Genomic DNA, 25,221 nt, shown 5'->3' with positions numbered 1-25,221 from the left:
AGACTCTTGCAGGCACTCGCTATCAAGTTTTGCGGGAAGCTTCCGATATCCCGTAGGTATGCCGTAAACATAGTGTGAATCGGTCTTTGTGTTTCAGAAGCCAATGGAGCCTCCCGTGCGCCAGCGTTATTTAGCCTTGCTCAGTGTGTTTGCCAGCCTTCCCGCGATGGCGCTGACCTACCAGACTCGCCTGGAGAACATTGAGTGGACGGTCGCCGGCGACAAGTTCGAATGCCGCCTGACACAACCGATCACCGACTTCGGTTCGGGTGAATTCGTGCGCAAGGCCGGTGAGCAGGCGATATTCCGTCTGAACGCCTACAACGCCATGTTGGGCGGCGGGTCGGCGACGTTGCTCGCGGCCGCAGCACCATGGCAACCGGGCCGTGGTGACATCAATCTGGGCAGCGTCAGGCTCGGTAGCGGCAATGTCCTGTTTAACAGCTCGCAGTCTCAGGCTGGCGGTCTGATCAGTGGCCTGCTGGACGGTCGCAGTCCTGTCGTGCGCCGTGCTTCGGGTGATGGCCGAGTGTCGGAAGTGCGTTTATTGCCGGTCAAGTTCAGCAAGGCGTTTAACGACTACCAGACCTGTGTGGCGAAATTGCTGCCGCAGAATTTCGACCAGATCAAGCAGTCGCAGATCGGTTTCCCCGGGGAAGGCGTAGACCTCGACGCCGCCGCCAAAGCCAAGCTGCAAGTTATGCTCGAATTCATGAAGGCCGATCCTACGGTCAATCACATCGAGCTCGACGGCCATTCCGACAACAGCGGAAATCGCCTGACCAACCGTGAGTTGTCGCGCCGCCGGGCGCTGGCGGTGGTCGACTTTTTCAAGGCCAATGGTATTCAGGAATCGCAGATCACGGTGCGTTTCCACGGCGAGCAATATCCTATTGTGCCGAACACCAATGCGGCCAATCGTGCGAAAAACCGTCGGGTCAATGTCAAACTGGCGCGAGTGGCGCCAACCACCGCTCCGGCGCCGCAAGCGAGCACTCCGGCCAACACCGCAGCGACTTCCTGACCCGCCAGTCATCGTCGCGCTCTCGACAGATTCTGTCGCTTTGTCGTCTTAAGCTGTCGCGCCTCTGTAAATTATCGCGTTTGGGCGGTAGACTCCTCGGCTTTCCGTAGAACCCCGTGGAGTGATGGCATGGCGGACGTAAACAAGGTCGTTCTGGCGTATTCCGGCGGCCTGGACACTTCGGTGATCCTCAAGTGGCTGCAGGATACTTATAACTGTGAAGTGGTGACCTTCACCGCTGACCTGGGTCAGGGCGAAGAGGTCGAGCCGGCTCGCGCCAAGGCTCAGGCCATGGGCGTCAAAGAAATCTACATCGACGACCTGCGCGAAGAATTCGTGCGTGACTTCGTGTTCCCGATGTTCCGCGCCAACACCGTTTACGAAGGCGAGTACCTGCTGGGTACCTCCATCGCACGTCCGCTGATCGCCAAGCGTCTGATCGAAATCGCCAACGAAACCGGCGCTGACGCCATTTCCCATGGCGCCACCGGCAAGGGCAACGACCAGGTACGTTTCGAGCTGGGCGCCTACGCGCTCAAACCAGGTGTGAAAGTGATTGCGCCATGGCGTGAGTGGGACCTGCTGTCCCGCGAGAAGCTGATGGACTACGCCGAGAAGCACGCGATCCCGATCGAGCGCCACGGCAAGAAGAAATCCCCGTACTCGATGGACGCCAACCTGCTGCACATCTCCTATGAAGGCGGCGTGCTGGAAGATACCTGGACCGAGCACGAAGAAGACATGTGGCGCTGGACCGTCTCCCCGGAGAACGCGCCTGACAAGCCGCAATACCTGGAACTGACCTACCGCAACGGCGACATCGTTGCACTGGACGGTGTCGAAATGACCCCGGCCACCGTGCTGGCGACGTTGAACAAGATTGGTGGCGAGCACGGCATTGGCCGTCTGGACATCGTCGAGAACCGTTATGTCGGCATGAAGTCCCGTGGCTGCTACGAAACCCCGGGCGGCACCATCATGCTGCGCGCTCACCGCGCCATCGAATCGATCACTCTGGACCGTGAAGTCGCTCACCTCAAAGACGAGCTGATGCCAAAGTACGCCAGCCTGATCTACACCGGCTACTGGTGGAGCCCTGAGCGTCTGATGCTGCAACAGATGATCGACGCTTCGCAGGTCAACGTGAATGGCGTTGTTCGTTTGAAGCTGTACAAGGGCAATGTGATCGTCACCGGCCGCAAGTCCGACGATTCGCTGTTCGACGCCAACATCGCGACCTTCGAAGAAGACGGCGGTGCCTACAACCAGGCCGACGCGGCGGGCTTCATCAAGCTCAACGCCCTGCGCATGCGTATTGCTGCCAACAAGGGCCGCAAGCTGTTCTGATTTTTACAGACTGACGCGCCAATGAAAGGGCGGCCTTGTCTTCGAGACAAGGCCGCCCTTTTTTTAAATTCTTTGTCTGGCTCTTATCGAACGTTTTTCCGCTGCATCTGCTTCTCGGCAATGCTTCTTTCTTCAGGCCCGCGCCAACAGCGTTACCCCTTGTGAGCACAGGTTGTAAACCACGCAGAGTGTGGTGCCTGAGCCTTTCTTCGCGTGCTTGATGTGCAGCAACACATTTTCTGTCAGCGAAACGTCCGACACGTGATTGGAAAGAAACACGATCACACGGGTGGCTTTTTTGTCGGTGCGTTGGATTTTTTCCACAATCGTGGCGAACTCTCTCGATGCATCAATATCCCGTGCATCGATGATGTGCAGGTTGCTTACAGAAGCGGACAACTGAATATTGTATTGAAGCGTCCGGTGTGACTTCGTAATGATGCCAGGAGGCGGATCGAGCGTATTATGGATTTTTCCCGTGTTGGCGCATTGGGCTGCAGCGGTTTCGCTGGGCACAACACTACTTGATATGCCGAACGTGCAATGTGCGATTGTGTCCTGCGTCGGCATGTTTCGTTTGTTGTCGCGATCATTGTGGTCGTTGGCCTTTAGAAAACTCTTGTCTTTGCCAAAGTCAGAGGGTGAATAAAGTGAGCGGTGGTTGAAGTTCAGGGTAATAAAAAATAGAAGTAACAAATAAAACGGAAAGCTGATCAGAAACCAGACGTATATTTCGCGATCTTCATTGTTGAGAAACGGCAGAGAGATAGCAGCTGATGTCTCGGAGATGGCTGCAAATATAGCGATAACTGTCATGGGGTTGGTGATTTTGTTTTTTATTTTAAACATGGGTGTTTTCTCGTTTTTGATTTTTCTCATTGTTAGTCGCTTTATATGTTCTTGATTGTCGTGAGTGGGTAGTTGGTGTTTCTATTTATAGCAAAACTGTTCTCTTAAGTATAAATAGCTTGTTTCAAGTCTTTATGGTTGGGTGGGGAGTATATTGGCGCTGTAAGAAATTGCGGCTATTTCTTGATGTTTCGGATGTGTAATCTCCGTATGACGTGATGCGGATATTCATTCACTTGCCCATGTGACGAATGCAACGAATAGCTGCTCGGACAGGGAGTCTCCAGAGAAGTCGGTTGCACGCGGTTACAAGTTCAAAGCTGAAATATTGCATGGGATTGAAAGGTGGGTTTTGTCAGATGTTTAGAGGGAGACAGATTTTTTGTAGGAATTATCCTCAATGCCCGTAGGGTATGTCTCTCGATGCGAGTGCATCAGAGCCCCGGTATGCCATGGAGCAAGTGACTGGGATATTGTGCGTGCTCTAAAAATTCGAACAGCGAAACTGGACTTGCCCATGAATAAAGTGCTGATCGTGGATGACCACCCCGTCATTCGACTTGCGGTACGTATGCTGATGGAACGTCATGGCTACGAAGTCATTGCAGAAACAGATAACGGTGTGGATGCGTTACAACTTGCTCGCGAACAAATGCCGGATATTGTCATTCTGGATATTGGAATACCGAAACTTGATGGGTTGGAAGTTATTGCGCGCCTTACCTCGGTTGCCATGCCTATTAAAGTGCTGGTGTTGACTTCCCAGGCGCCTGGCCATTTTTCAATGCGTTGCATGCAGTCGGGCGCGGCGGGTTATGTATGTAAACAGCAGGATCTGACCGAATTACTCAGCGCGATCAAGGCCGTGCTCTCCGGCTACAGTTATTTCCCCAATCAGGCGTTGCATACAGTGCGCACCAGTCTGGGTAATGCCAGTGAAGCCGACATGGTGGATCGCCTTTCCGGGCGCGAAATGATGGTGTTGCAACAGTTGGCCCGTGGCAAGACCAACAAGGAAATCGCCGATGGCATGTTTTTGAGTAACAAAACCGTGAGCACCTACAAGACCCGCTTGTTGCTCAAACTCAATGCGCGTTCACTGGTGGACTTGATCGAGTTGGCACAGCGTAATGGACTGGTCTGAATGTCTCGGTAGCTGACGGGGTCATGGGCCGATCTGATTCAGTTAGTCGCAGAAAGTGAAAAGCCTCCATTTCGGGAGGCTTTCAAATGTCAGAGATCAAAGTCGTAATCGGCCAATCGCCTTTGTAGTCGGCGCTCTTCCAGCAGATTGTCGATAGTGCGGCGTTTGCTCAGGTTGGTTTTGGCGACTTCGACTACCGGTTCCTCAGCGTCAGCGTCCGCGGTGTCAACGTCGTCTTCTACGTCCAGTTGCTCTTTGTCGCTACTCATAAGGTTAACTCCGGCTAAGACTGCCTTTGGCGCCCCTTATATCGGTAATGCAGCAACGGGTAAAAAAGATTTTTTCAATCGATCAGTTAATAAATCTAATAGCCGGTCAATCGTCCGATGTTTTGGCCTTGTACTCGCACAAGTCTTCGATCCTGCAACTGCCACAGCGTGGCTTGCGCGCCAGGCAAACGTAGCGTCCGTGAAGAATCAGCCAATGGTGGGAGTCGAGCAGGAATTCCTTCGGCACAAATTTCATCAGCTTGTTTTCCACTTCAACCACGTTTTTGCCCGGTGCAATGCCAGTGCGGTTGCTGACCCGGAAAATGTGCGTGTCGACCGCCATGGTCAGTTGACGGAACGCCGTATTCAGCACCACGTTTGCGGTCTTTCGGCCTACGCCGGGCAAGGCCTCCAGCTCTTCACGCGTTTGCGGCACTTCACTGTTGTGGCGTTCGACCAGCATGCGGCAGGTCTCGATGACGTTCTTGGCCTTGCTGTTGTAGAGGCCGATGGTCTTGATGTATTCGGAAAGGCCTTCGACACCCAGCGCATAGATCGCCGCCGGGGTGTTGGCGATCGGGAACAACTTCGCCGTCGCCTTGTTGACGCCGACATCAGTCGACTGCGCCGAGAGAATCACAGCAATCAGCAATTCGAAGGGCGAGGAGTAGGCCAATTCGGTTTTCGGCTCGGGATTGTCTTCATGCAGTCGGCGAAAAATCTCAAGACGTTTTGCGGCATTCATGGGCGATGCGTTTCCTTGGGAATTGAGTTCGAGCGAGTCCACGCCTGACGGGCCGCAAGCAGCAGCCCCAATACGATGAAGGCGCCGGGAACCAGAGTGACCATGTGCAGCCCCTCACTGAATAAAACAAGACCTTGCCAGTGTTCTGATAGTCCGCGACCGAGGCTGCCATGACCGAGCAGTTCACGCATTACAGCGAGTACCAGCATCAATGTGCTGAACAAACCGCAGAGTTTGAGCCGTTCGATCCGCGTCTGGCGGAAAAATCCATGCTGTTCCAGCACCACGCACTGCAAGGCAATCAGGCCAGCATAAAGGCCAAAGTTCTGATGCCAGGGCAGATAAAAGCGTTGCGTAAAAATTTCCACACAACTGGTCAACGTAGCGGCGAGCAACAGGCTTGCCAGCAACGCACTTGAACCGTTCAGGCGCGAACGCAGGGGTGCCATGCAGACGCCATAGACCAGCACGACGGTGGCAAACATCATCAGCGTGCCCAGCGCACCGGCCAGCGTTTGTGTGGTGCCAAGTAGCAGAACCAGCATCAGAGCATTCGACAGATTCATGTTCCACTTCCCAGCAACGCCGCGCGATGCTCATCGAAGTAACGCAGCGCATCATGGATTGCGTTGATCGCCGCGCGGGACGTGATGGTCGCACCGGCCATTTGATCAAATTGTCCCTGATCCTTTTTCAACGCCCAACCTGAATCCGTCGGCTCGTTGCTCGATTTGCCAACGAATGCCTGGAGCCAGGTGTTAGGCCAGTCGCCGATCACGCCACCAAGCGCCGGGGTTTCGGTTTGTTTGAGGGTTTTCACGCCCAACAATTTTCCGTTCGCATCAATGGCAATCAGCAGCTCGATGCTCCCGGCATAACCCTGCGATTGACTACGCAGCAGCACTGCGACCGTTTGCCCGGCATTGGTCGCGCGATAACCGCCGCTCAGCGTGCTGTGGCTCAAGGCAATGTCGGCCAATGCCAGCGGCTGCTGCAGCGGTTGATTGTCATAAGTTTCTGAAGCGAGCACATCGAGCAGTTTGCGGCTGTCGAGCAGACGTTGCTCGGCAGCAATTTGCGGCGCATTGCTGCGTTGCACCAGATACGTCGCACCGATGCCGAACCCGGCCAACAGCAGCAGTATGAGTACGCTGGTCGTGCGGTTCATGGGGTCACCTGGGCTTGTCGGTTTGCGGCAAAACGCTCCAGCGCCGGCACGCAGAGATTCATCAGCAACACCGCAAATGCGACACCGTCCGGGTAACCGCCCCAGGTGCGGATCAGGTAAGTCAGCAGCCCGACACCGACACCAAACAGCAGGCGAGCGAGTGCGCTTTTTGCCCCGGATACCGGTTCAGTGATGATGAAAAACGCGCCGAGCATGGTCGCCCCGCTCAGCAGATGAAACAGTGGCGAGCCGTGAGAATCGGAGCCAGAGCCATTCCAGAACAGCAAACTGACCACAAACAGACTGGCAAGCATGCCAACCGGTGCATGCCAGCCGAACACCCGCCGTTGCAGCAAAAACAGCCCGCCGGCGAGAAACGCCAGATTCACCCATTCCACGCCACGTCCGCCGAAGCGCCCGAAGGCTGGATTGGCGGCGAACAGTTCATCGATGGTCAGGCTTTTGTTGATGCGCAGGCTGTCCAGTGCTGTCGCCTGAACCCAGGCGTCAGGAGCCTGACTTGGATTGAACACCTGCTGCACGGTGTCGAGCAGCCCCATGCCTTGGGCCGGCCAGTGGGTCATCGGTTGCGGGAACATCACAATGGCCAGCGCAAAACCGAGCATGGCCGGGTTGAATGGGTTTTTGCCAACACCACCGTACAGGTGTTTTCCAAACAGCAAGCCCGAAGCAATCGCGATCACCGTCAGCCACCACGGGCAATAAGGCGGCAGGGCAGCGGCGAGCAGTGTGGCGCTGACCAGTGCGCTGCCGTCGCTCAGTGTCGGCTGCAAAGGCTGTCGGCGCAGGCGTGTGACGCCTGTCTCGACGATCAATGCGCCGCTGACGGCCAACAACAAGTTGATCAATACCCCCCAACCGTACATCCAGAACAGCGCCAGCAGCCCCGGCAGCATGGCCAACAGCACCAGCTTCATCGCCTGTTGCAGGCGATCTTCCGGCGTCTCAAGGGGCGACATGGTCTTGCACCTGGCGCTCGGCGTCTTGCAGGCGGGCGCGGGCCTTGTCGAGGGTTTCGCCCGGCGTGTCGGCGCGGCGTTCGAGCTTATTGAGGTCGGCGCGGGCGTTGGCCAATTCGGTTTTCAGCTGTCGAAGCTGGCTGTCGATCGGGTGTTTTTCCACGCGTACGAGGTCAGGCATGGGCTGATCACTGGCGGCTTCGGCAGCGTGCAGTGCCTGCTCGGCGTCACGCAGGGCCTGTTCCAGCGTGGCGATCTGCTGCGCAGGCGCCTCGGCGGTCTGGGCCTTTTTCAGCTCGGCGCGGCGCATGGCCAACTGGATCTTCGCCCGTTTCAGTTCAGCGTCCTTCGCCGGGACTGGCGTGACCGGATCGCCGGGTGCGTTGCTTTCAAGTTTCGCCAGAGCCTGTTCGGCCGCTTCGAATTGCTGCTGCAAGACGATCAATTGCGACTGCTGCTCAAAAGTCGGCGGATGGCCGAAGGCTTTCAGGGATTTATGCAATTGTGCGCGGCTCATCGCTACATCAATCTTGGCTTTTTTCAACGCGGCATCGGCGGTCGCGGTTTTCTGCGCGCGCACACGTTCAAGTGCAGCCTGCACCGGGTCAGTTGCAGTGACTTCAGGTTGCGCCGCTTTTTTCGCTCGAGCCTCTCGCTCAGCCTGCTTCTGTTGTTCTTCGCGCAGCAAGCGATCGTTGCGTCGCTCAAAGCGCTGGCGGGCGTGATCGCGTTTGGCGGCGCGGGCGCGCTGTTCTTCAAGGCTGAAGGCCAGGCCACCGACCACCGGCAGCGTGCCGAGCGGCAGTGGATGCATTTCGATGCAGTCCACCGGGCAAGGCGCCACGCACAAATCGCAACCGGTGCATTCGTCGATGATCACCGTGTGCATCAATTTGGCGGCGCCAACGATCGCGTCGATCGGGCAGGCCTGAATGCACTTGGTGCAGCCGATGCATTCGGCTTCGCGGATGTAGGCGACTTGGGGCGGTGCCGAGCCACGGCTGATATCCAGTTCCAGCACCGGCACTTTCAGCAACTCGGCCAGCGCCGCGACCGTTTCGTCACCGCCCGGCGGGCACTTGTTGATCGGCTCGCCCTCGGCGATGCCTTGTGCGTAGGGTTTGCATCCGGGATGGCCGCATTTGCCGCATTGGGTCTGGGGCAGCAGGGCATCGATGCGTTGAATCAGACTCATGTTTTGATCAGTCCACTGAATCCGAGAAAAATCACAGCCATCAGTCCGGCGCTGATCAGATCGATCGGCAAACCGCGAAAGGGCAGTGGAATATCGTTGTCGGCGCTGCGTTCGCGCAAATCACTGAACAGGCTCAGCACCAGCCAGAAGCCCAACCCGGCACCGAGACTCAGCGCCGTCGCCTGCAACAGGCCCTGATCGTTCTGCGCATTGATCAGCGCCAGGCCGAGCACGCCGGCATTGCCCAGTAACAGCGGCCACAAACCTTCGAACGGCCAGTCGGGCAGTCCGCGCGCCAGCAATTTCAGGATCGGCGCGATCAACAGCACGCTCAGCGGTAGAAACACGAACAGGCGCAGAGCTTCAAGTTGCAGCGGCACCAGCAGCCAGTGCCAGACCGCGTAACTGAACACGCCGACCACCACCATCAGGCACAACGTTGCCAGTCCCAGCGCATGCACTTGGCGGCGATTGCCAGCCAGCAGCGGATCGACGCCCAGCGGCCAGTGCAACACGAAGTTGTTGAGCAGCGCAGCACTGAAAAGCGTAAGCACAAGTTCGGTCATGGTTCTGCCGGCGAAACGGGCGGGTGTCTCATAAGGTTAGGCATTATCCGGCTGCCGCGAAGGGTGGGCCAGATATGAAAAATCCCACAGGCATGCGGAGCACGTCTGTGGGATCGATCTAACGCATAGACTTACTTGATGCGCTGACCCGGCTTGGCGCCGCTGTCCGGGCTCAGCAGGTAGATTTCTTCACCGCCAGGACCTGCCGCCATCACCATGCCTTCAGAGATACCGAATTTCATTTTCCGTGGCTTGAGGTTGGCGATCATCATGGTCAGGCGACCGTCGAGCTTGGACGGGTCTGGGTAAGCACTCTTGATCCCCGAGAACACGTTGCGTTGCTCGTCACCGATGTCCAGGGTCAGGCGCAGCAGCTTATCGGCGCCTTCCACGTGTTCAGCCTTGACGATCAGTGCGACGCGCAGGTCGACAGCGGCAAAGGTGTCGAAGTCGATTTCCGCCGACAGCGGATCCTTGGCCAGTTCGCCATTGCCCGCAGGGGCGGTGGCACCGGTGTCGGTCTGGCTGGCGGTCAGGTCTTCTTTGGAGGCGTCGCTCATGGCTTGCACTTTTACCGGGTCGATGCGGGTCATCAGCGGCTTGAACTCGTTGAGCTGATGGTTGGCCAGCAGGGTGGTGTGGTCGTTCCAGGTCAGCGGCGCGACGTTGAGGAACGCCTCGGCATCGGCGGCCAGCAGCGGCAGCACCGGTTTGAGGAAGATCACCAGTTGGCGGAACAGGTTGATGCCGGTGGCGCAGATCGCCTGGACTTCATCCTGCTTGCCTTCCTGCTTGTTCAGCGACCATGGAGCCTTGTCGGCGATCCAGGCGTTGGCGCGATCGGCCAGGGCCATGGTTTCACGCATGGCGCGGGCGAAGTCGCGGGCTTCATAGGCGTCGGCAATGCTTGGCGCGGCGGCGAGGAAAGCTTCGGTCAGCTCTGGCGCAGCATTGTTGTCGACCAGCAGGCCGGCGTTGCCTTTCTGAATGAAGCCGGCGCAACGGCTGGCGATGTTGACCACTTTGCCGACCAGGTCAGAGTTGACCTTCTGCACGAAGTCTTCGAGGTTCAGGTCGAGGTCATCGACGCCACGGCCCAGTTTGGCCGCGTAGTAGTAGCGCAGGTATTCCGGCGACAGGTGATCAAGGTAGGTGCGCGCCTTGATGAAGGTGCCGCGGGACTTGGACATCTTCTGACCGTTGACGGTCAGGTAACCATGCACGTTGATGCCGGTTGGCTTGCGGTAGCCCGCACCTTCGAGCATCGCTGGCCAGAACAGCGCATGGAAGTTGACGATGTCCTTGCCGATGAAGTGGTACAGCTCGGCGGTGGAGTCCTTGCCCCAGAACGCGTCGAAGTCCAGCTCAGGCGTGCGGTCGCAAAGGTTCTTGAAGCTGGCCATGTAGCCGATCGGCGCATCCAGCCACACGTAGAAATATTTGCCCGGCTCGTCCGGGATCTCGAAACCGAAGTACGGCGCATCGCGGGAGATGTCCCACTGTTGCAGGCCGGCGTCCAGCCACTCGGCGATCTTGTTGGCTACGGCGTCTTGCAGGGTGCCGCTGCGGGTCCATACCTGCAGCATTTCCTGGAAGTCCGGGAGCTTGAAGAAGAAGTGCTGGGAATCCTTGAGCACTGGGGTGGCGCCGGAGATTGCCGACTTCGGATCCTTCAGGTCGGTTGGTGCGTAGGTCGCACCGCATTTTTCGCAGTTGTCGCCGTACTGGTCTTCGGTGCCGCATTTCGGGCAGGTGCCCTTGATGAAGCGGTCGGCCAGGAACATTTTCTTTTCCGGGTCGAAATACTGGGTGATCGAGCGTTGGGCGATGTGCCCGGCGTCACGCAGCTTGAGATAGATCTGGCTCGACAGCTCACGGTTTTCTTCGGCGTGAGTGGAGTGGAAGTTGTCGAAGTCGACCAGGAACTCGGCAAAGTCGGCGCTGTGTTCAGCCTGCACGTTGGCGATCAGTTGTTCCGGGGTGATGCCTTCCTTTTCCGCGCGCAGCATGATCGCCGAACCGTGGGCGTCGTCGGCGCAGACATAAATGCATTGATTGCCGCGATGCTTCTGGAAGCGCACCCACATATCGGTCTGGATATATTCCAGCATGTGGCCAAGGTGAATCGAACCGTTGGCGTAGGGCAGGGCGCTGGTGACGAGGATCTTGCGTGGTTCGGACATGTGGGGCTTCGCTACTTGATGAAACGGAGGTCGGCCACTATAAAGCGCCGGCCAAGATATTTCACCCCTGCAAATCGTTGCCGGGCATGCCGTCTGGAGGATAGAAGGGGTAGGATAGCGGCCATCTTTTCCCAGTCTTGTTATCGGAGTTGCCCATGAGTGCCGTCACTCGCGCAGCGGTGGAAGCCGTCCTCAGCCAATACACTGACCCTTACCTGAACCAGGACCCGGTCAGCGCCGGTTGCGTGAAAAACATCGAGATCATCGGTGATCGCGTCAACGTACAACTGGAAATCGGTTATGCCGCCGGTCTGTTCAAGAGCGGCTGGGCGCAATTGCTGCAACTGGCCATCGAAAACATCGACGGCGTGGTGATCGCCAGGGTTGAAGTCAACAGCGTGATCGCCGCGCACAAGGCCCAGGCGCAGATTCCGGGCCTGGCCAACGTCAAGAACGTGGTCGCCGTGGCATCGGGCAAGGGCGGTGTGGGCAAATCGACCACTGCGGCCAACCTCGCACTGGCATTGGCCCGTGAAGGCGCCAAGGTCGGGATTCTCGACGCCGATATCTATGGCCCGAGCCAGGGCATCATGTTCGGTATCCCCGAGCGCACTCGCCCAGAGGTCAAGGATCAGAAATGGTTCGTGCCACTCAAGGCCCATGGCGTTGAAGTCATGTCGATGGCATTCCTGACCGACGACAACACGCCGATGGTCTGGCGCGGGCCGATGGTTTCCGGCGCGCTGCTGCAACTGGTCACGCAAACTGCGTGGGGCGATCTGGATTATCTGGTCATCGACATGCCGCCAGGTACCGGTGACATCCAGCTGACTCTGGCGCAGAAAGTCCCGGTGGCTGGCGCCGTGATCGTCACCACCCCGCAGGATCTGGCGCTGCTCGACGCGCGCAAAGGCGTGGAGATGTTCCGCAAGGTCAACATCCCCGTGCTCGGTGTGGTTGAAAACATGGCTGTGCACATCTGCTCGAACTGCGGCCATGCCGAGCATCTGTTCGGTGAGGGCGGTGGTGAGAAGCTGGCGACTCAATACGGCGTCGAACTGCTGGCTTCGCTGCCGTTGTCGATGCTGATCCGCGAGCAGGCCGATGGCGGCAAACCAACGGTAATCGCCGAACCGGACAGCCAGATTGCCATGGTCTATCAGGAACTGGCCCGCCATGTCGGCGCGCGGATTGTCTTGCAGGAAGCGGCAACGCCGGCGATGCCGAATATCACCATCAGCGACGATTGATAAATCGGCCACGCTGAAAATCTGTAGGAGTGAGCCTGCTCGCGATGGCGGATTAACATTCAACGGATGTGTTGAATGGACTACTGCATCGCGAGCAGGCTCACTCCTACATTTGGTTTTGTGGTGTGTTTAGATCCGCAACCCGCCATCCATCTCCAGAATCCGACCGGTGTAGTAGTCGTTCTCGAAGATGTACGCCGCCGAATGGGCGATCTCTTCCGGCTTGCCCATGCGCTTGAGCGGGATGCCCGCGGTCATCTTCTCCAGCGCTTCCGGCTTCATGCCCAGGGTCATTTCAGTTTCGATGAAGCCCGGGGCAATGCCCGCCACACGAATGCCATACCGCGCCAGCTCCTTGGCCCAGGTCACGGTGGCCGCCGCTACGCCAGCCTTGGCGGCTGAGTAGTTGGTCTGGCCAACGTTGCCCGCGCGGGAGATCGACGAGATGTTGATGATCGCGCCGCTGTTTTTCAGCTCGACCATTTTTGCTGCCACTTCACGGGTGCACAGGAACACGCCGGTCAGGTTGACGTCGATCACCGCCTGCCACTGGGCCAGGCTCATCTTGGTCATTTCGCCGTCCTTGACCTTGAGCAGCAGTCCGTCACGCAGAATCCCGGCGTTGTTGATCAAACCGTGGATCGCACCAAAGTCGGCGGCGACCTGAGCAACCATGTGCTCGACCTGTTCTTCATTGGCGACGTTGCACAGATAGCTGCGCGCCTTGACGCCCTTGGCTTTGCAAGCGGCAACCGCGTCGTCGAGTTTTTCCTGGTTCAGATCGACCAGGGCCAGCTTCGCGCCTTTGCCGGCGAAATACTCGGCCATCGAGCGGCCCAGACCTTGGCAACCGCCAGTGATAATGATTACTTTGTCGTTGAGTTGCATTCGCATGCCCCGATAGCAGGTCAGAGTGGTGGTCCTTTTAGAGAGCCTCTCGATCTGCACCCGACATGGCCTGGCTGCACATGAGAATTGCCCCGAAGGTGACTGGAACTTATCCAAGGCACCTGTCCGTTTTTTCGACGGATTCTAATTAAGGAGTCATAAATTGAGCGTTGAAGCGGCCAAGAATGCCCGAGAATTGCTTCTCAAGGAATACCGGGGCGTGCTGTCGACCCACTCCAAATCGATGCCCGGTTTTCCCTTTGGCTCCGTCGTGCCGTATTGCCTGGACGAGCAGGGCCGGCCGCTGATCCTGATCAGCCGTATCGCCCAGCACACCCACAATCTGCAAAAAGACCCGAAATGCTCGATGTTGGTGGGCGAACGTGAGGCCGACGACGTACAAGCCGTTGGTCGCCTGACGTATCTGGCTGAGGCGCAAAAGCTCGAAGACCCGGCGGCCATCGAAGCGGCGGCGCAGCGTTACTACCGCTATTTCCCGGATTCAAAGAACTACCACAAGGCCCACGACTTCGATTTCTGGGTACTGAACCCGGTGCGCCATCGCTATATCGGCGGTTTTGGTGCGATTCACTGGATTGATCAACTGACCCTGGCCAACCCGTTTGCCGGCAAAGCCGAGATCAGCATGGTCGAGCACATGAACAGCGACCACGCCAAGGCCATCGCGCACTACGTCTATCTGGCCGGGCTGCCGAAAACCGAGCCGGCGCAACTGGCCGGGATCGACAGCGAAGGCATGCACCTGCGCATCGGTCAGGCGCTGTACTGGCTACCGTTTCAAGCGCCATGTCATACGCCGATACAAGTGCGCGAAGCCTTGGTTTCTCTGGCTCACGCAGAGGTTTGGCCAAAAAATGCAGGGGTCGACGCTTGAATTCACGAAAGGGCGACGTCATCTAAGGCTTACTGCAAGGTATTTCTTGCGTTGAGGAATCTTTGATGCGCCCTTTTTTGTTGCTCTTTCTGCTGTTTCCGGTGCTGGAGCTGTTCGTATTCGTCAAAGTGGCAGGGTCTATCGGGTTTTTCCCGGCCCTGCTGCTGATCATTCTCGGCTCGATGTTCGGTGTGTTCGTGCTGCGCGTCGCCGGTCTGGCCACCGCACTGCGTGCCCGTGAAAGCCTGAACCGCGGCGAACTGCCTGCGCAAACCATGCTTGAAGGCCTGATGCTGGCACTGGCCGGTGGCCTGTTGATCCTGCCGGGCTTCATCAGCGACGTGGTCGGTCTGGTGATGCTGCTGCCGTTCACCCGTCGTCTGCTGGCGAACAAAATGCGTCAGCGCGCCGAAGATCAGGCCATGCGTCAGCGTGCCTTTGCTGACGACCTGCAACCCCGTGGCGGTCCTGCACCGCGCGAGCCTATTGGCCGCGAAGGTGATGTGATCGAAGGCGAGTTCGAACACCGCGACACCAAATAACGTCTGCATCGACACGGCACCTTCGGGTGCCGTGCTCGTTTTTGCGCTCCTTTTACGACGAGCAACTGCGAAATTTTTTTAGCTGCGCCCTTGTAATAAGCTTATGCGCCCCTATGTAACGGTCACCGAAAGGTTTCCGACATTCGAGTCGGACAGACTTCCGCGGTTCGCTCGACGAATCGCAACCGGCGCAGGCCGGATTTGTAAACCCGCCGGGACTACACCGGCCGATGAAAACCACAATTAGGAGAGATCGACAATGAAGCTTCGTCCTCTGCATGACCGCGTCGTTATCCGTCGCAGCGAAGAAGAAAAGAAAACCGCTGGCGGTATCGTCCTGCCAGGTTCGGCTGCTGAAAAAGCCAACCACGGTGTGATCGTCGCTGCAGGCCCAGGCAAGACTCTGGAAAACGGTGAAGTACGTGCGCTGGCCGTTAAAGTCGGCGACAAGGTTGTGTTCGGTCCTTACTCCGGCAGCAACACTGTGAAAGTCGACGGCGAAGACCTGCTGGTAATGGCTGAGAACGAGATTCTCGCTGTACTGGAAGGCTGATTTCCCGCTCATTTTCCCGCTACTACAAAGTATTTAAGGAATATCGATCATGGCTGCTAAAGAAGTTCTGTTTGGCGATTCCGCCCGTAAGAAAATGCTCAAGGGCGTCAACATCCTGGCTGACGCAGTAAAAGCGACCCTGGGCCCGAAAGGCCGTAACGTGATCATCGAGAAGAGCTTCGGCGCTCCGACCATCACCAAGGACGGCGTTTCCGTCGCCAAAGAAATCGAACTCGAAGACCGTTTCGAAAACATGGGCGCGCAGCTGGTCAAAGACGTTGCCTCCCGTGCCAACGATGACGCCGGTGACGGTACTACCACCGCTACCGTTCTGGCTCAGTCGATCGTCAACGAAGGCCTGAAAGCCGTCGCTGCCGGCATGAACCCGATGGACCTCAAGCGCGGCATCGACAAGGCGACCATCGCCATTGTCAAAGAGCTGAAAAACCTGTCCAAGCCATGCGCTGACACCAAGGCCATCGCTCAGGTCGGCACCATCTCGGCCAACTCCGACAGCTCCATCGGCGACATCATTGCCGAAGCCATGGAAAAAGTCGGTAAAGAAGGCGTGATCACCGTTGAAGAAGGCACTGGCCTGGAAAACGAACTGTCGGTTGTAGAAGGCATGCAGTTCGACCGTGGCTACCTGTCCCCGTACTTCGTCAACAAGCCGGAAACCATGGTTGCCGAGCTGGACAGCCCGCTGATCCTGCTGGTCGACAAAAAGATCTCGAACATCCGCGAAATGCTGCCAGTACTGGAAGCCGTTGCCAAAGCCGGCCGTCCACTGCTGATCGTATCGGAAGACGTTGAAGGCGAAGCCCTGGCGACTCTGGTAGTGAACAACATGCGTGGCATCGTCAAGGTTGCAGCCGTCAAGGCTCCAGGCTTCGGCGACCGTCGCAAGGCCATGCTGCAGGACATCGCCGTTCTGACCGGCGGTACCGTTATCTCCGAAGAGATCGGCCTGAGCCTGGAAAGCGCCACCCTGGAAAACCTGGGCAGCGCCAAGCGCGTGACCATCACCAAGGAAGCCACCATCATCGTTGACGGTGCTGGCGTAGAAGCCGACATCCAGGCGCGTATCGCTCAGATCCGTGCTCAGGTTGGCGAAACTTCGTCCGACTACGACCGTGAAAAGCTGCAAGAACGTCTGGCCAAGCTGTCCGGCGGCGTTGCAGTGATCAAGGTTGGCGCTGGTTCCGAAGTTGAAATGAAAGAGAAGAAAGCCCGCGTTGAAGACGCCCTGCACGCAACCCGCGCAGCCGTTGAAGAAGGCGTGGTACCTGGCGGTGGCGTTGCGCTGATCCGTGCTCTGGAAGCCATCCTGGACCTGAAAGGCGAAAACGCTGATCAGGACGTGGGTATCGCTGTTCTGCGTCGTGCTGTTGAAGCACCGATGCGCCAGATCGCTGCCAACAGCGGTGACGAGCCAAGCGTTGTGGTCAACGAAGTCAAGAACGGCAAAGGTAACTTCGGTTACAACGCCGCGACTGGCGAATACGGCGACATGATCGAAATGGGCATCCTGGACCCAACCAAGGTGACCCGTTCCGCTCTGCAAGCTGCATCGTCGATCGGCGGTCTGATCCTGACCACCGAAGCTGCAATTGCCGACGCACCGAAGAAAGACGGTGGCGCTGGTGGTGGCATGCCAGACATGGGCGGCATGGGTGGCATGGGCGGCATGATGTAAGCCAGCCTTACCCCCGTAACGCAAAAACCCCGCTGGCGAAAGCCAGTGGGGTTTTTTATTGCCTCTGATTTGAGGTTCGGCTTGCCAGCGATGACGTCAGTTCAGACGCTGACCGGTTGTGTTTTGACTGCTGCATCAACCCTCGCCGCCGGGCGATACAGCACCCAGTAATACGAGCCCAGACAAATCAGCCAGCAGAAGATCGCCGTCCACACGTTGTGCGAAAAGAAGTGCGCGCCCTGCATCATCCGGCTGATCGAGAACACCGAACCCAGTGCAAAGGCAAAGATGAACGCTTGTCTGGCCAGACGCGGACGCCGGTCACGCAGCACAAAGAACAGCGCAAACAAAGTGAACCCCGTGGCTGCATGACCGCCGGGCCAGCAACGGCCAGGCTTGTCGGTAGGCGGGCGATGGTCGAGCAGTTTGCTATAGGTTTCATGGCCGCCGAATTGCTCCAGGCTCCATGGGCATTGCACGGCTGTCACCGCTTTGACCGGTGTCACGAATGAAGTGGCCAAACCGAGCGAGAGCACCAGGCAGCCCAACTCGCGTTTGAACGGTTTCAGCCGCTCGATGAAAAACGAACCGATGAAGCCGAGAATGGCAAACACTGAAAAAGCGATCACCACCTGCTTGGCGCGGTCATGCAGGATGTCTTCAAGGAAGAAACTGTGGCGGCCGATGAAGTCGCCCGCGACCGGGTCGTAAAACAGCCGGGCCAGATCCATGTCCAGATCGGTCAGTTCCAGCAGCACCAGAATCAACGCCGCGAAGGCGGGAACGCCCAGGCACAGCCAGAGATTCAGCGGCCTTGAAACAGGACGGGCAGAGGTCGACACCATGGCAATTCCTTGGTCGGTAAGTGGGTTCGATGAGCGCAATTGCGCGGAGTCTGCGCGTGATGGCGTTGCTGATTTGTTAACCAAAAGTGAAAAAAACGTTGGCTGGCGCAATCCGTATCTTTATCGATAAACAACCCGACACACGCCTAGCCCTGAGCCACACTTGGCCGTAAGCTGCGCGGGCCACGACGGCCGTTACCGTGTACGGAGGAGGTGCCCATGCGAATTCTATTGGTCGAAGACAACCGCGATATCCTGGCCAATCTGGCCGATTACCTTGGGCTCAAGGGCTATACCGTCGATTGCGCCCAGGACGGACTGTCGGGCCTGCATCTGGCAGCCACCGAACATTACGACCTGATCGTGCTCGACATCATGCTGCCGGGCATTGACGGCTACACGCTGTGCAAGCGCCTGCGCGAAGACGCGCGTCGCGACACGCCGGTGATCATGCTTACCGCCCGCGATCAACTGGACGACCGCTTGCAGGGCTTCAAGTCCGGGGCGGACGATTACCTGATCAAGCCATTCGCTTTGTCCGAACTGGCCGCGCGGGTGGAAGCGGTAATGCGTCGTACCCAGGGCGGCGGGCGTCGGGCATTGCAGGTCGGTGATCTGAGCTACGACCTCGACACTCTGGAAGTGACGCGTGAAGGCAAGTTTCTGAAACTCAACCCTGTGGGGCTCAAGCTGCTCGCGGTGTTGATGCAGAAAAGCCCACACGTGCTGCGCCGGGAAATTCTTGAAGAAGCGCTGTGGGGAGATGACTGCCCGGACAGCGACAGCCTGCGCAGTCATGTCCACCAATTGCGTCAGGTGATCGACAAACCGTTCGCCAAGCCACTGCTGCACACCGTGCACGGCGTGGGTTACCGCTTGGCCGAGGGCCGTGATGGAGTTTAAGCAAAGCCTTTCCCAGCGGATCATCATTGCTTTCGCGCTGATGAGCGCACTGGTGGCCGGTGCATTCGCCATGGGTATCGTCGCGACGGTGCATCTGGTAGAGGAAAAACTGATTTCAGCGGGGCTGGGCGGCGATTTGCAGCGTCTGTTGCTGATGGACAATGTCTCGGACTGGAGCCATCGCCCAGAGCCGGACCAGTTGTTCTATTTCAGCGGCGGCCCGGGCGATTTCGACTTGCCCAAGGATCTGCGGCATCTCGATGCGGGGTTCCACGAAGTGTTCCGCGAGCAGTTGTCGTATCACGCGATGGTCGAAATCGTCGATGGTCGGCGTTATGTGCTGCTGCAGGACCAAAGCGATTTCGAAGAACGCGAGCGCGTGTTGTTTGCCGTGGTGCTGGTGGGTTTTGTGCTCAGTCTGGCGTTGGCGGTATTCCTCGGCTGGGTGCTTGCGCGCAAAGTGATGGCGCCAGTGGTGCGGCTGGCTCGGCAGGTTCGCCATCGCGATCAACTGCTGGGGCTGGCACCCCCACTGGCGCCGGACTATGCGGCTGATGAAGTCGGAGAACTGGCCGTGGCGTTCGACGCCACGCTGGGGCGTTTGCGTCAGGCATTGACCCGCGAACGGCTGTTCACCAGCGATGTCAGTCACGAATTGCGCACACCGCTGATGGTGTTGGCCAGCTCTTGCGAGTTGCTGCTGGAAAACCCGGCGATCGATCAACGCGGTCGCTCACAGGTCGAGCGTATTGCCCGGGCCAGTGAGGAGATGCGTGAACTGGTGCAAACCTTCCTGATGCTCGCCCGTGCCCAGCGCGAAGACGCGGGGGCGGCGCCGCAACAGAATATTGCCCAAGTGGCTGACAGCCTGCTGTGTGTCTGGCGCGAACCGATCGAAAGCAAAGGTTTGAATTTGCAGTTTGAAGCCGGCAACCCCGCCGCGACCTGCTACAACGCGACGTTGCTGACGGCGGTGATGGGTAACCTGTTGCGCAATGCTTGCCATTACACCGAGCAGGGTTTCATTCGCCTGACGCTCAGCGCCAACGGGTTTGTGGTCGAGGACTCTGGCGTGGGCATTCCCGAGGAGAAACGCGAGGCGATGTTCGAGCCGTTTGTCCGTGGCAGTGAAAAGCGCGGCGAAGGCCTGGGGCTTGGCTTGTCGCTGGTGCAGCGTATCTGCGAAAACCAGGGCTGGATTGTCAGTTTAAGTACAATGGAGCCCAATGGCTGCCGCTTCGAGGTAGATCTCGGCAAAATCTGACGCAAATAGTGGCTCCATGCTACTCCCGCCAACCTGTCCAAATCCTGTATAACGCTGTAATAATTTGCCGGTTTACCTGACAAAATTTTCACAACTGGATGACCTGACGCTGACATGCCGCTCCTTAAGGTGGTGTCATCAGTCATTCAGGAGTCCAGGTGATGACCGGCCCGATCAAACTCGATTTTTCCGAAAAGTACGACGATCAACATGCGCAGAAATATTTGCGCAAGCATAAGGCAAGCCTGGGGCGTCGCCTGTCTCATTTGCGTGACGAACAGCTGGCCCGTAAGGCGCTGGCGCTGGCCGGCGAACCCGGCCTGGTGCTGGATTTGCCGTGCGGCGCCGGACGTTTCTGGCCGTTACTGGCGGAAAAACCCAACCGGGTGATCATCGGTGCGGACAATTCCGAATCGATGATCAAGACGGCGATGGAAGGACAACCGGCAGAAGTGGTGAAACGGGTACAACCTTTGCACACTTCTGCGTTCGACATTGCCTTGCCGGATAACGCCGTCGACAGCATTTTCTGCATGCGTTTGCTTCATCACATCGGTGAGGCCGAGCACCGCCGGGCGATTCTTCGCGAATTCGAACGCGTAACCCGTGACAGCGTCATCGTTTCATTGTGGGTCGACGGCAATTTCAAAGCCTGGAAACGCAAGCGTGCGGAGAAGGATCGTCCCAACCGCGATTACCAGAATCGCTTTTTGTTACCGGCGGCAACAGTCGAAAAAGAATTTGAAGAAGCGGGTTTCCGCATTCAGGAACAACTGGACTTTATTCCGCTCTATGCGATGTGGCGGGTTTACGTATTACGCAAGAGGTAACAGGATGGCAGTGCAATTTGCAGCAGAAACGGAAGTCGCTTCCCAGGATAGCTTCGACTACTACTGGAGTCAGCGCGGCGAGTGGGTCGAAGAGCCCAACGTTCGTCGTGGCGGTGAAAGTGGTGTGCAACGGATCGTGGGCAAGAACGGCCAACTGCTGTATGCCAAGCGCCAGACTGGGCACATCTATCGCAGTTGGTTGCATCCGTTCGGACGTCCGACGGTATTGCGCGAACTCGATGCCCTGACCGGCGTCAGCAAACTTGGTGTGCGCGTGCCGCAAATCGTCTTCTGCGGTGCCCAGCCTGATCCGCAGCACAAGTGGCGCGCATTGCTAGTGACCAAGTCCCTGGACGGTTTTCAGGAGCTGGAACATTGGCTGGCGGCGGCTGGTGGTCGTGATCATTGTGGCGATGCGATCTATGAACGCGTGCTCAAGGATCTCGCCGAAAACCTGGCGCGGATGCACAAGGGCCGCTGGCAGCACAGCTGCATCTACATTAAACACGTGTTTGTGCGAGTGACCGGTGAAGGCGAGTCGGCCAAAGTCGAAGTCGCGTTGATCGATCTGGAGAAATGCCGCCAGCGCCTGACCGCCTATCGCGCCGCCTCCCATGACATGAAGCAATTGCGTCGCCACTCGTCGTTCCGCGACGCGGACTGGAAGAAACTCGTCTATTTTTACGAGACGGCGTTTGGCAGCGCTATCAAAGGTTTATAGCGATGAAACTCGAAATTGCACGAGGTTTGTTTTTGGTTGGAGCCTTGGCAGTTGCTTCACTGGCGGTGGCTGCCTGGGAGCAGCCCCGCATGCAGGTGGTTGGCGCGTCGATAGACGATGCTCACTGCGCGGTACCACGGGTGGCGAAAGCCTCCGTGGCGTCCAGGCCCGATCATGATTTGCTGCTGTTCATGTTCGGACTTTCTCAAGGGATGAGGCCACAGAGTTGAACCGATTGAAGCCCACATAAAAGGCCTCGCAAATGCGAGGCCTTTTTTATGCACGAAATTTGCGTCCGGCACCGCTCCCACAGGGTTACGCGGATGGTTTGGGATCAGGTTTCGCCAGCAGGGTGTAGATGCACGGCAACACAAACAACGTAAACAACGTCCCGATTGACATCCCCGTCGCAATCACCGTACCAATATCAAACCGGCTGACTGCCCCCGCGCCCGTTGCCAGAATCAGCGGCACCATGCCGAAGACCATCGCCGCCGTGGTCATCAACACCGGCCGCAGGCGAATCGCCGCCGCTTCTTCCACCGCTTCGCGTGCAGTCAGGCCCTTGTCCTTGCGCAACTGATTGGCGAATTCGACGATCAGGATTCCGTGTTTGCTGATCAGCCCGATCAGCGTCACCAGCCCGACCTGGGTGTAGATGTTCATGCTCGACCAGCCAAGGAACAGCGGAATCAGCGCGCCGCAGATCGACAGCGGTACCGTCACCAGAATCACCAGTGGATCGCGGAAGCTTTCGAACTGCGCCGCCAACACCAGGAAAATGATCGCCAAGGCCAACCCGAACGTCACCCACAACGCACTACCTTCCTGCACGAACTGGCGCGACGCGCCGCCGTAGTCGAAGGCAAAACCGGCCGGCGCTTCTTCCCTGGCGATCTGGAGCACGGTGTCGATCGCTTCGCCCATGCTCACCAAAGGGAATCCGGAGATCTTGGCCGCATTGAGCTGTTGGAACTGGTTGAGCTGACGCGGTCGCGCGCGATCACTGACCTTGATCAGGGTCGACAGGGGCAGCAGCTCGCCCTGGGTGTTTTTCACGTAGTAATTGTTCAGCCAGTCCGGGTTGTCGCGGTACGGCCGTTCGACCTGAGCGATGACTTTGTAGCTGCGACCTTCAATGGTGAAACGGTTGATTTCCGCCTCGCCAAGCAGCGTTGCCAGGGTGCCGCCCAGATCCTGCATCGACACGCCCATCTGCGCAGCCTTGGCGCGGTCGATATCGACCACCACCTCCGGCTTGTCGAAGGCCAGATCAAGGTCGACGAAGGCGAATTTGCCCGATTCCATGGCGCGCTTCTTGATCCGGTCGGCCACTTGCAGCAGCAGTTCGTAGTCGTTGGCGGTGTTGATCACGAATTCGAACGGCAAGCCTTCACCGGTGCCGGGCAGGGAGGGCAGGTTGAAGCCGAAGACCTGCAAACCGGGGATGCCTTCCAGTTTGCCTTGCACCTCGGGGAGGATTTCCATCTGGGTGCGACTGCGCTCGTTCCACGGCTTGAGCAGGAAACCGCCGATCCCGGCCTGCACGCCGTTGTAGCCATTGATCTGGAACGAGGAGTAGTACTCCGGGAATTCCTTGAAGATCTTGATGAACTCGTCGGTGTAGGTGTTCAGGTAATCGAGGTTGGTCGGTTGCGGGGCTTTGGCCATCATGAAAATGATGCCCTGGTCTTCGTCCGGCGCCAGTTCCGATTTGGTGAATTTCAGGAATACCGGGATCAGGCACAGCACGATCACCGCGAACACCAGCACCACCGGCCGGGTGTTCAGCGTGCCGTGGAGCATGCTCTGGTAGCGGCGCTTGAGGCTGTCGAAGATGCGGTCGAGGCGATGCGCCAGACCGCTGGGGTTTTCTTCGTGGCGCAGCAAGAAGGCGCACATCATCGGCGACAGGGTCAGGGCGACCACCCCGGAAATCACCACGGCCCCGGCCAGGGTCAGGGCGAACTCCTTGAACAGCGCCCCGGTCAGCCCGGTGAGGAAGCCGATCGGTGCGTAAACGGCCGCCAGAGTAATGGTCATCGACACCACCGGCATGGCGATTTCCCTGGCGCCCTCAAGCGCTGCGTCGTAAGGCGTCTTGCCTTCCTCGATGTGTCGGTGAATGTTTTCCACCACCACAATCGCATCGTCGACCACCAGACCGATGGCGAGCACCATCGCCAGCAGGGTCAGCAGGTTGATCGAGTAGCCCATCATCTGCATGAAGAACATCACGCCGATCATCGACAGTGGAATGGTCACCACCGGGATCACCACCGAACGCAGTGCGCCGAGGAACAGGAACACCACCACGATCACGATCAGTACCGCTTCGAAGAGGGTTTTCACCACTTCGTCGATGGAGGCCTGAATGAACAGTGTGGCGTCGTAGGCAATCTCGCTCTTGAGATTGGGCGGCAGTTGGGCTTCCAACTCCGGCATGATCTTGCGCACTTCCTTGATCACATCCAGCGGGTTGGCCCCCGGCGACGACTTGATGCCGATGTACACCGACGGCGTGCCACCGAACGAGCTGACCGAGTCGTAGTTTTCCGCGCCCATTTCGACCCGCGCCACATCGCTGAGCAGCACACGGCTGTCGCCACTGACCTTGAGCGGAATCGCCGCGAATGCTTCAGCGGATTTCAATTCAGTGTTGGCGTTGATGCTGGTGACCACGTACTCGCCTTTCACTTCGCCCGCAGCGGAGAGGAAGTTGTATTGGCGTACCGCGTTGGTCACGTCGCTGGCGCTGAGGCCGAAACCGGCGAGCTTCACCGGATCGAGCCACAGGCGCATGGCAAACACCTGATTGCCGAGAATCTCCGCTTCGGCCATGCCCGGCAGGGTCGCCAGTTTCGGCTGGATAACCCGTGACAGGTAATCGGTAATCTGCGGGTTGCTCAGATCCTTGCTGAAGAAGCTGATGTACATCAGCGCCGAGGCGTCGGCAGACTCTTTGCTCAGCACCGGATCTTCGGCGTCCTGCGGCAGTTTGTTCTTCACCTCGTTGGCCTTGGCCAGCAGCTCGGTGAACAAGCGGTCGGTGTTGGAGCCGATGCGCGCGTAGATCGAAATCGTCGAGAAGTTCTGCCGACTGACCGACGTCATGTAGTCGATGCCCTCGGCGCTGGCCAGGCTCTGTTGCATCGGCTGGGTGATATAGCCCTGAATGGTTTCGGCGTTGGCCCCGGGATACGCGGTGGTCACCGTGATCAGGGCGTTTTCCATTTGCGGGTATTGGCGCAGCGGCAGCTTGCTCCAGGCCTGGAAGCCCAGCAGCACAATCAGCAGGCTGACCACGGTGGCGAGCACCGGGCGGCGGATGAACGGATCAGTAAAAGCCATGAGGATTCCTTGA

Annotated in this window: 25 protein-coding genes; 13 read left to right on the top strand and 12 right to left on the bottom strand. The window is 58.0% G+C overall.

The features are described 5' to 3' along the window. Positions 1–115 precede the first annotated feature (115 nt). Together ACA074_RS22020 and ACA074_RS22015 are read left to right on the top strand one after the other, a co-directional pair. Positions 116–1,024, top strand: a complete 909-nt coding sequence (locus tag ACA074_RS22020; RefSeq protein WP_187678171.1) for a flagellar protein MotY — start codon at positions 116–118, stop codon at positions 1,022–1,024. 129 nt (positions 1,025–1,153) lie between these two features. Then, a complete protein-coding gene (locus tag ACA074_RS22015; RefSeq protein WP_095190449.1) occupies positions 1,154–2,371 on the top strand; it encodes an argininosuccinate synthase in 1,218 nt (405 codons plus the stop codon). 132 nt (positions 2,372–2,503) lie between these two features. Here the strand turns inward: ACA074_RS22015 and ACA074_RS22010 are convergent, their stop codons facing one another. Then, positions 2,504–3,220 carry a hypothetical protein gene (locus ACA074_RS22010; protein WP_401272117.1) on the bottom strand — a complete coding sequence of 239 codons (717 nt, stop codon included), beginning with the start codon at positions 3,218–3,220 and terminating at the stop codon, positions 2,504–2,506. A gap of 517 nt (positions 3,221–3,737) precedes the next feature. Here ACA074_RS22010 and ACA074_RS22005 point away from each other — a divergent pair. Next, positions 3,738–4,364, top strand: coding sequence for a response regulator transcription factor (locus tag ACA074_RS22005; protein WP_042560733.1), 627 nt, complete (start codon positions 3,738–3,740; stop codon positions 4,362–4,364). A gap of 89 nt (positions 4,365–4,453) precedes the next feature. On the opposite strand, the gene ACA074_RS22000 is transcribed toward ACA074_RS22005, so the two are convergent. The 8 genes from ACA074_RS22000 to metG form a co-directional block, all read right to left on the bottom strand. After that, positions 4,454–4,633: a PA3496 family putative envelope integrity protein gene (locus ACA074_RS22000; protein ID WP_401272110.1), complete on the bottom strand. Its 180-nt coding sequence runs from the start codon at positions 4,631–4,633 to the stop codon at positions 4,454–4,456. 106 nt (positions 4,634–4,739) lie between these two features. Continuing rightward, positions 4,740–5,378: an endonuclease III gene (gene nth / locus ACA074_RS21995; protein WP_187678169.1), complete on the bottom strand. Its 639-nt coding sequence runs from the start codon at positions 5,376–5,378 to the stop codon at positions 4,740–4,742. Then, a complete protein-coding gene (locus ACA074_RS21990; protein WP_497615253.1) occupies positions 5,375–5,944 on the bottom strand; it encodes an Rnf-Nqr domain containing protein in 570 nt (189 codons plus the stop codon). The genes nth and ACA074_RS21990 overlap by 4 nt, the downstream gene beginning before the upstream one ends. After that, positions 5,941–6,546, bottom strand: coding sequence for an RnfABCDGE type electron transport complex subunit G (locus ACA074_RS21985; RefSeq protein WP_497677795.1), 606 nt, complete (start codon positions 6,544–6,546; stop codon positions 5,941–5,943). Before ACA074_RS21985 ends, ACA074_RS21990 begins: the two co-directional genes overlap by 4 nt. Then, on the bottom strand, positions 6,543–7,526 hold the full coding sequence (locus ACA074_RS21980; protein WP_497677794.1) for an RnfABCDGE type electron transport complex subunit D: 984 nt from the start codon (positions 7,524–7,526) through the stop codon (positions 6,543–6,545). The genes ACA074_RS21985 and ACA074_RS21980 overlap by 4 nt, the downstream gene beginning before the upstream one ends. Continuing rightward, positions 7,513–8,721: an electron transport complex subunit RsxB gene (gene rsxB, locus ACA074_RS21975; RefSeq protein WP_497677793.1), complete on the bottom strand. Its 1,209-nt coding sequence runs from the start codon at positions 8,719–8,721 to the stop codon at positions 7,513–7,515. Before rsxB ends, ACA074_RS21980 begins: the two co-directional genes overlap by 14 nt. Next, positions 8,718–9,287, bottom strand: a complete 570-nt coding sequence (locus tag ACA074_RS21970) for an electron transport complex protein RnfA (protein ID WP_497677792.1) — start codon at positions 9,285–9,287, stop codon at positions 8,718–8,720. The genes rsxB and ACA074_RS21970 overlap by 4 nt, the downstream gene beginning before the upstream one ends. 131 nt (positions 9,288–9,418) lie before the next feature. Then, the gene (gene metG / locus ACA074_RS21965; protein WP_497677791.1) at positions 9,419–11,470 is read right to left on the bottom strand and encodes a methionine--tRNA ligase; all 2,052 of its coding nucleotides are present in this window, start codon (positions 11,468–11,470) and stop codon (positions 9,419–9,421) included. A gap of 155 nt (positions 11,471–11,625) precedes the next feature. Here metG and apbC point away from each other — a divergent pair, with 155 nt between their 5' ends. Next, positions 11,626–12,720: an iron-sulfur cluster carrier protein ApbC gene (apbC, locus tag ACA074_RS21960; RefSeq protein WP_187678162.1), complete on the top strand. Its 1,095-nt coding sequence runs from the start codon at positions 11,626–11,628 to the stop codon at positions 12,718–12,720. Between the two features lie 129 nt (positions 12,721–12,849). On the opposite strand, the gene ACA074_RS21955 is transcribed toward apbC, so the two are convergent. After that, the gene (locus ACA074_RS21955; protein ID WP_497677790.1) at positions 12,850–13,608 is read right to left on the bottom strand and encodes an SDR family oxidoreductase; all 759 of its coding nucleotides are present in this window, start codon (positions 13,606–13,608) and stop codon (positions 12,850–12,852) included. 163 nt (positions 13,609–13,771) lie between these two features. On the opposite strand from ACA074_RS21955, the gene ACA074_RS21950 reads away from it, so the two are divergent. The 4 genes from ACA074_RS21950 (at position 13,772) to groL (ending at position 17,294) form a co-directional block, all read left to right on the top strand. Further along, complete coding sequence (locus ACA074_RS21950; RefSeq protein WP_497677789.1) at positions 13,772–14,503, top strand: HugZ family pyridoxamine 5'-phosphate oxidase; 732 nt, start codon at positions 13,772–13,774, stop codon at positions 14,501–14,503. Between the two features lie 65 nt (positions 14,504–14,568). Then, on the top strand, positions 14,569–15,045 hold the full coding sequence (locus ACA074_RS21945; RefSeq protein ID WP_187678159.1) for an FxsA family protein: 477 nt from the start codon (positions 14,569–14,571) through the stop codon (positions 15,043–15,045). Between the two features lie 259 nt (positions 15,046–15,304). After that, a complete protein-coding gene (locus tag ACA074_RS21940; protein ID WP_003227685.1) occupies positions 15,305–15,598 on the top strand; it encodes a co-chaperone GroES in 294 nt (97 codons plus the stop codon). Between the two features lie 49 nt (positions 15,599–15,647). Beyond that, entirely contained in the window at positions 15,648–17,294 is a 1,647-nt protein-coding gene (groL, locus tag ACA074_RS21935; RefSeq protein WP_489878835.1) for a chaperonin GroEL, read from the top strand. Positions 17,295–17,395: 101 nt separating this feature from the next. Here the strand turns inward: groL and ACA074_RS21930 are convergent, their stop codons facing one another. Beyond that, on the bottom strand, positions 17,396–18,139 hold the full coding sequence (locus tag ACA074_RS21930) for a phosphatase PAP2 family protein (protein ID WP_497677788.1): 744 nt from the start codon (positions 18,137–18,139) through the stop codon (positions 17,396–17,398). 219 nt (positions 18,140–18,358) lie between these two features. Here ACA074_RS21930 and colR point away from each other — a divergent pair, with 219 nt between their 5' ends. The 5 genes from colR (at position 18,359) to ACA074_RS21905 (ending at position 22,087) form a co-directional block, all read left to right on the top strand. Next, positions 18,359–19,042 carry a two-component system response regulator ColR gene (colR, locus tag ACA074_RS21925; protein WP_187678155.1) on the top strand — a complete coding sequence of 228 codons (684 nt, stop codon included), beginning with the start codon at positions 18,359–18,361 and terminating at the stop codon, positions 19,040–19,042. Next, positions 19,032–20,306 carry a sensor histidine kinase gene (locus ACA074_RS21920; protein ID WP_497615245.1) on the top strand — a complete coding sequence of 425 codons (1,275 nt, stop codon included), beginning with the start codon at positions 19,032–19,034 and terminating at the stop codon, positions 20,304–20,306. Before colR ends, ACA074_RS21920 begins: the two co-directional genes overlap by 11 nt. 161 nt (positions 20,307–20,467) lie before the next feature. Continuing rightward, entirely contained in the window at positions 20,468–21,136 is a 669-nt protein-coding gene (locus ACA074_RS21915) for a class I SAM-dependent methyltransferase (protein WP_187678153.1), read from the top strand. Positions 21,137–21,140: 4 nt separating this feature from the next. Beyond that, complete coding sequence (locus tag ACA074_RS21910) at positions 21,141–21,857, top strand: lipopolysaccharide kinase InaA family protein (RefSeq protein WP_497677787.1); 717 nt, start codon at positions 21,141–21,143, stop codon at positions 21,855–21,857. Positions 21,858–21,859: 2 nt separating this feature from the next. Then, a complete protein-coding gene (locus ACA074_RS21905) occupies positions 21,860–22,087 on the top strand; it encodes a hypothetical protein (protein ID WP_497615243.1) in 228 nt (75 codons plus the stop codon). 85 nt (positions 22,088–22,172) lie between these two features. Here ACA074_RS21905 and ACA074_RS21900 read toward each other — a convergent pair whose 3' ends face one another. After that, positions 22,173–25,208: a multidrug efflux RND transporter permease subunit gene (locus tag ACA074_RS21900; protein ID WP_187678150.1), complete on the bottom strand. Its 3,036-nt coding sequence runs from the start codon at positions 25,206–25,208 to the stop codon at positions 22,173–22,175. Positions 25,209–25,221 lie beyond the last annotated feature (13 nt).

It is taken from the genome of Pseudomonas sp. LBUM1655 (assembly GCF_059716085.1).
The sequence above is the reverse complement of the archived record's forward strand: the minus strand, read 5'-3'. Positions and strand labels throughout refer to the sequence as shown.

Coding starts and splice junctions, on each gene's coding strand:
- apbC (WP_187678162.1), top strand. CDS start 11,626: ATGAGTGCCGTCACTCGCGCAGCGGTGGAAGCCGTCCTCAGCCAATAC.
- colR (WP_187678155.1), top strand. CDS start 18,359: ATGCGAATTCTATTGGTCGAAGACAACCGCGATATCCTGGCCAATCTG.
- rsxB (WP_497677793.1), bottom strand. CDS start 8,721: ATGAGTCTGATTCAACGCATCGATGCCCTGCTGCCCCAGACCCAATGC.
- ACA074_RS21970 (WP_497677792.1), bottom strand. CDS start 9,287: ATGACCGAACTTGTGCTTACGCTTTTCAGTGCTGCGCTGCTCAACAAC.
- ACA074_RS21980 (WP_497677794.1), bottom strand. CDS start 7,526: ATGTCGCCCCTTGAGACGCCGGAAGATCGCCTGCAACAGGCGATGAAG.
- ACA074_RS21910 (WP_497677787.1), top strand. CDS start 21,141: ATGGCAGTGCAATTTGCAGCAGAAACGGAAGTCGCTTCCCAGGATAGC.
- groL (WP_489878835.1), top strand. CDS start 15,648: ATGGCTGCTAAAGAAGTTCTGTTTGGCGATTCCGCCCGTAAGAAAATG.
- ACA074_RS22000 (WP_401272110.1), bottom strand. CDS start 4,633: ATGAGTAGCGACAAAGAGCAACTGGACGTAGAAGACGACGTTGACACC.
- ACA074_RS21920 (WP_497615245.1), top strand. CDS start 19,032: ATGGAGTTTAAGCAAAGCCTTTCCCAGCGGATCATCATTGCTTTCGCG.
- ACA074_RS22010 (WP_401272117.1), bottom strand. CDS start 3,220: ATGTTTAAAATAAAAAACAAAATCACCAACCCCATGACAGTTATCGCT.
- nth (WP_187678169.1), bottom strand. CDS start 5,378: ATGAATGCCGCAAAACGTCTTGAGATTTTTCGCCGACTGCATGAAGAC.
- ACA074_RS22005 (WP_042560733.1), top strand. CDS start 3,738: ATGAATAAAGTGCTGATCGTGGATGACCACCCCGTCATTCGACTTGCG.
- ACA074_RS21955 (WP_497677790.1), bottom strand. CDS start 13,608: ATGCAACTCAACGACAAAGTAATCATTATCACTGGCGGTTGCCAAGGT.
- ACA074_RS22015 (WP_095190449.1), top strand. CDS start 1,154: ATGGCGGACGTAAACAAGGTCGTTCTGGCGTATTCCGGCGGCCTGGAC.
- ACA074_RS21940 (WP_003227685.1), top strand. CDS start 15,305: ATGAAGCTTCGTCCTCTGCATGACCGCGTCGTTATCCGTCGCAGCGAA.
- ACA074_RS21930 (WP_497677788.1), bottom strand. CDS start 18,139: ATGGTGTCGACCTCTGCCCGTCCTGTTTCAAGGCCGCTGAATCTCTGG.
- ACA074_RS21905 (WP_497615243.1), top strand. CDS start 21,860: ATGAAACTCGAAATTGCACGAGGTTTGTTTTTGGTTGGAGCCTTGGCA.
- ACA074_RS21990 (WP_497615253.1), bottom strand. CDS start 5,944: ATGAATCTGTCGAATGCTCTGATGCTGGTTCTGCTACTTGGCACCACA.
- ACA074_RS21915 (WP_187678153.1), top strand. CDS start 20,468: ATGACCGGCCCGATCAAACTCGATTTTTCCGAAAAGTACGACGATCAA.
- ACA074_RS21945 (WP_187678159.1), top strand. CDS start 14,569: ATGCGCCCTTTTTTGTTGCTCTTTCTGCTGTTTCCGGTGCTGGAGCTG.
- ACA074_RS21900 (WP_187678150.1), bottom strand. CDS start 25,208: ATGGCTTTTACTGATCCGTTCATCCGCCGCCCGGTGCTCGCCACCGTG.
- ACA074_RS21985 (WP_497677795.1), bottom strand. CDS start 6,546: ATGAACCGCACGACCAGCGTACTCATACTGCTGCTGTTGGCCGGGTTC.
- metG (WP_497677791.1), bottom strand. CDS start 11,470: ATGTCCGAACCACGCAAGATCCTCGTCACCAGCGCCCTGCCCTACGCC.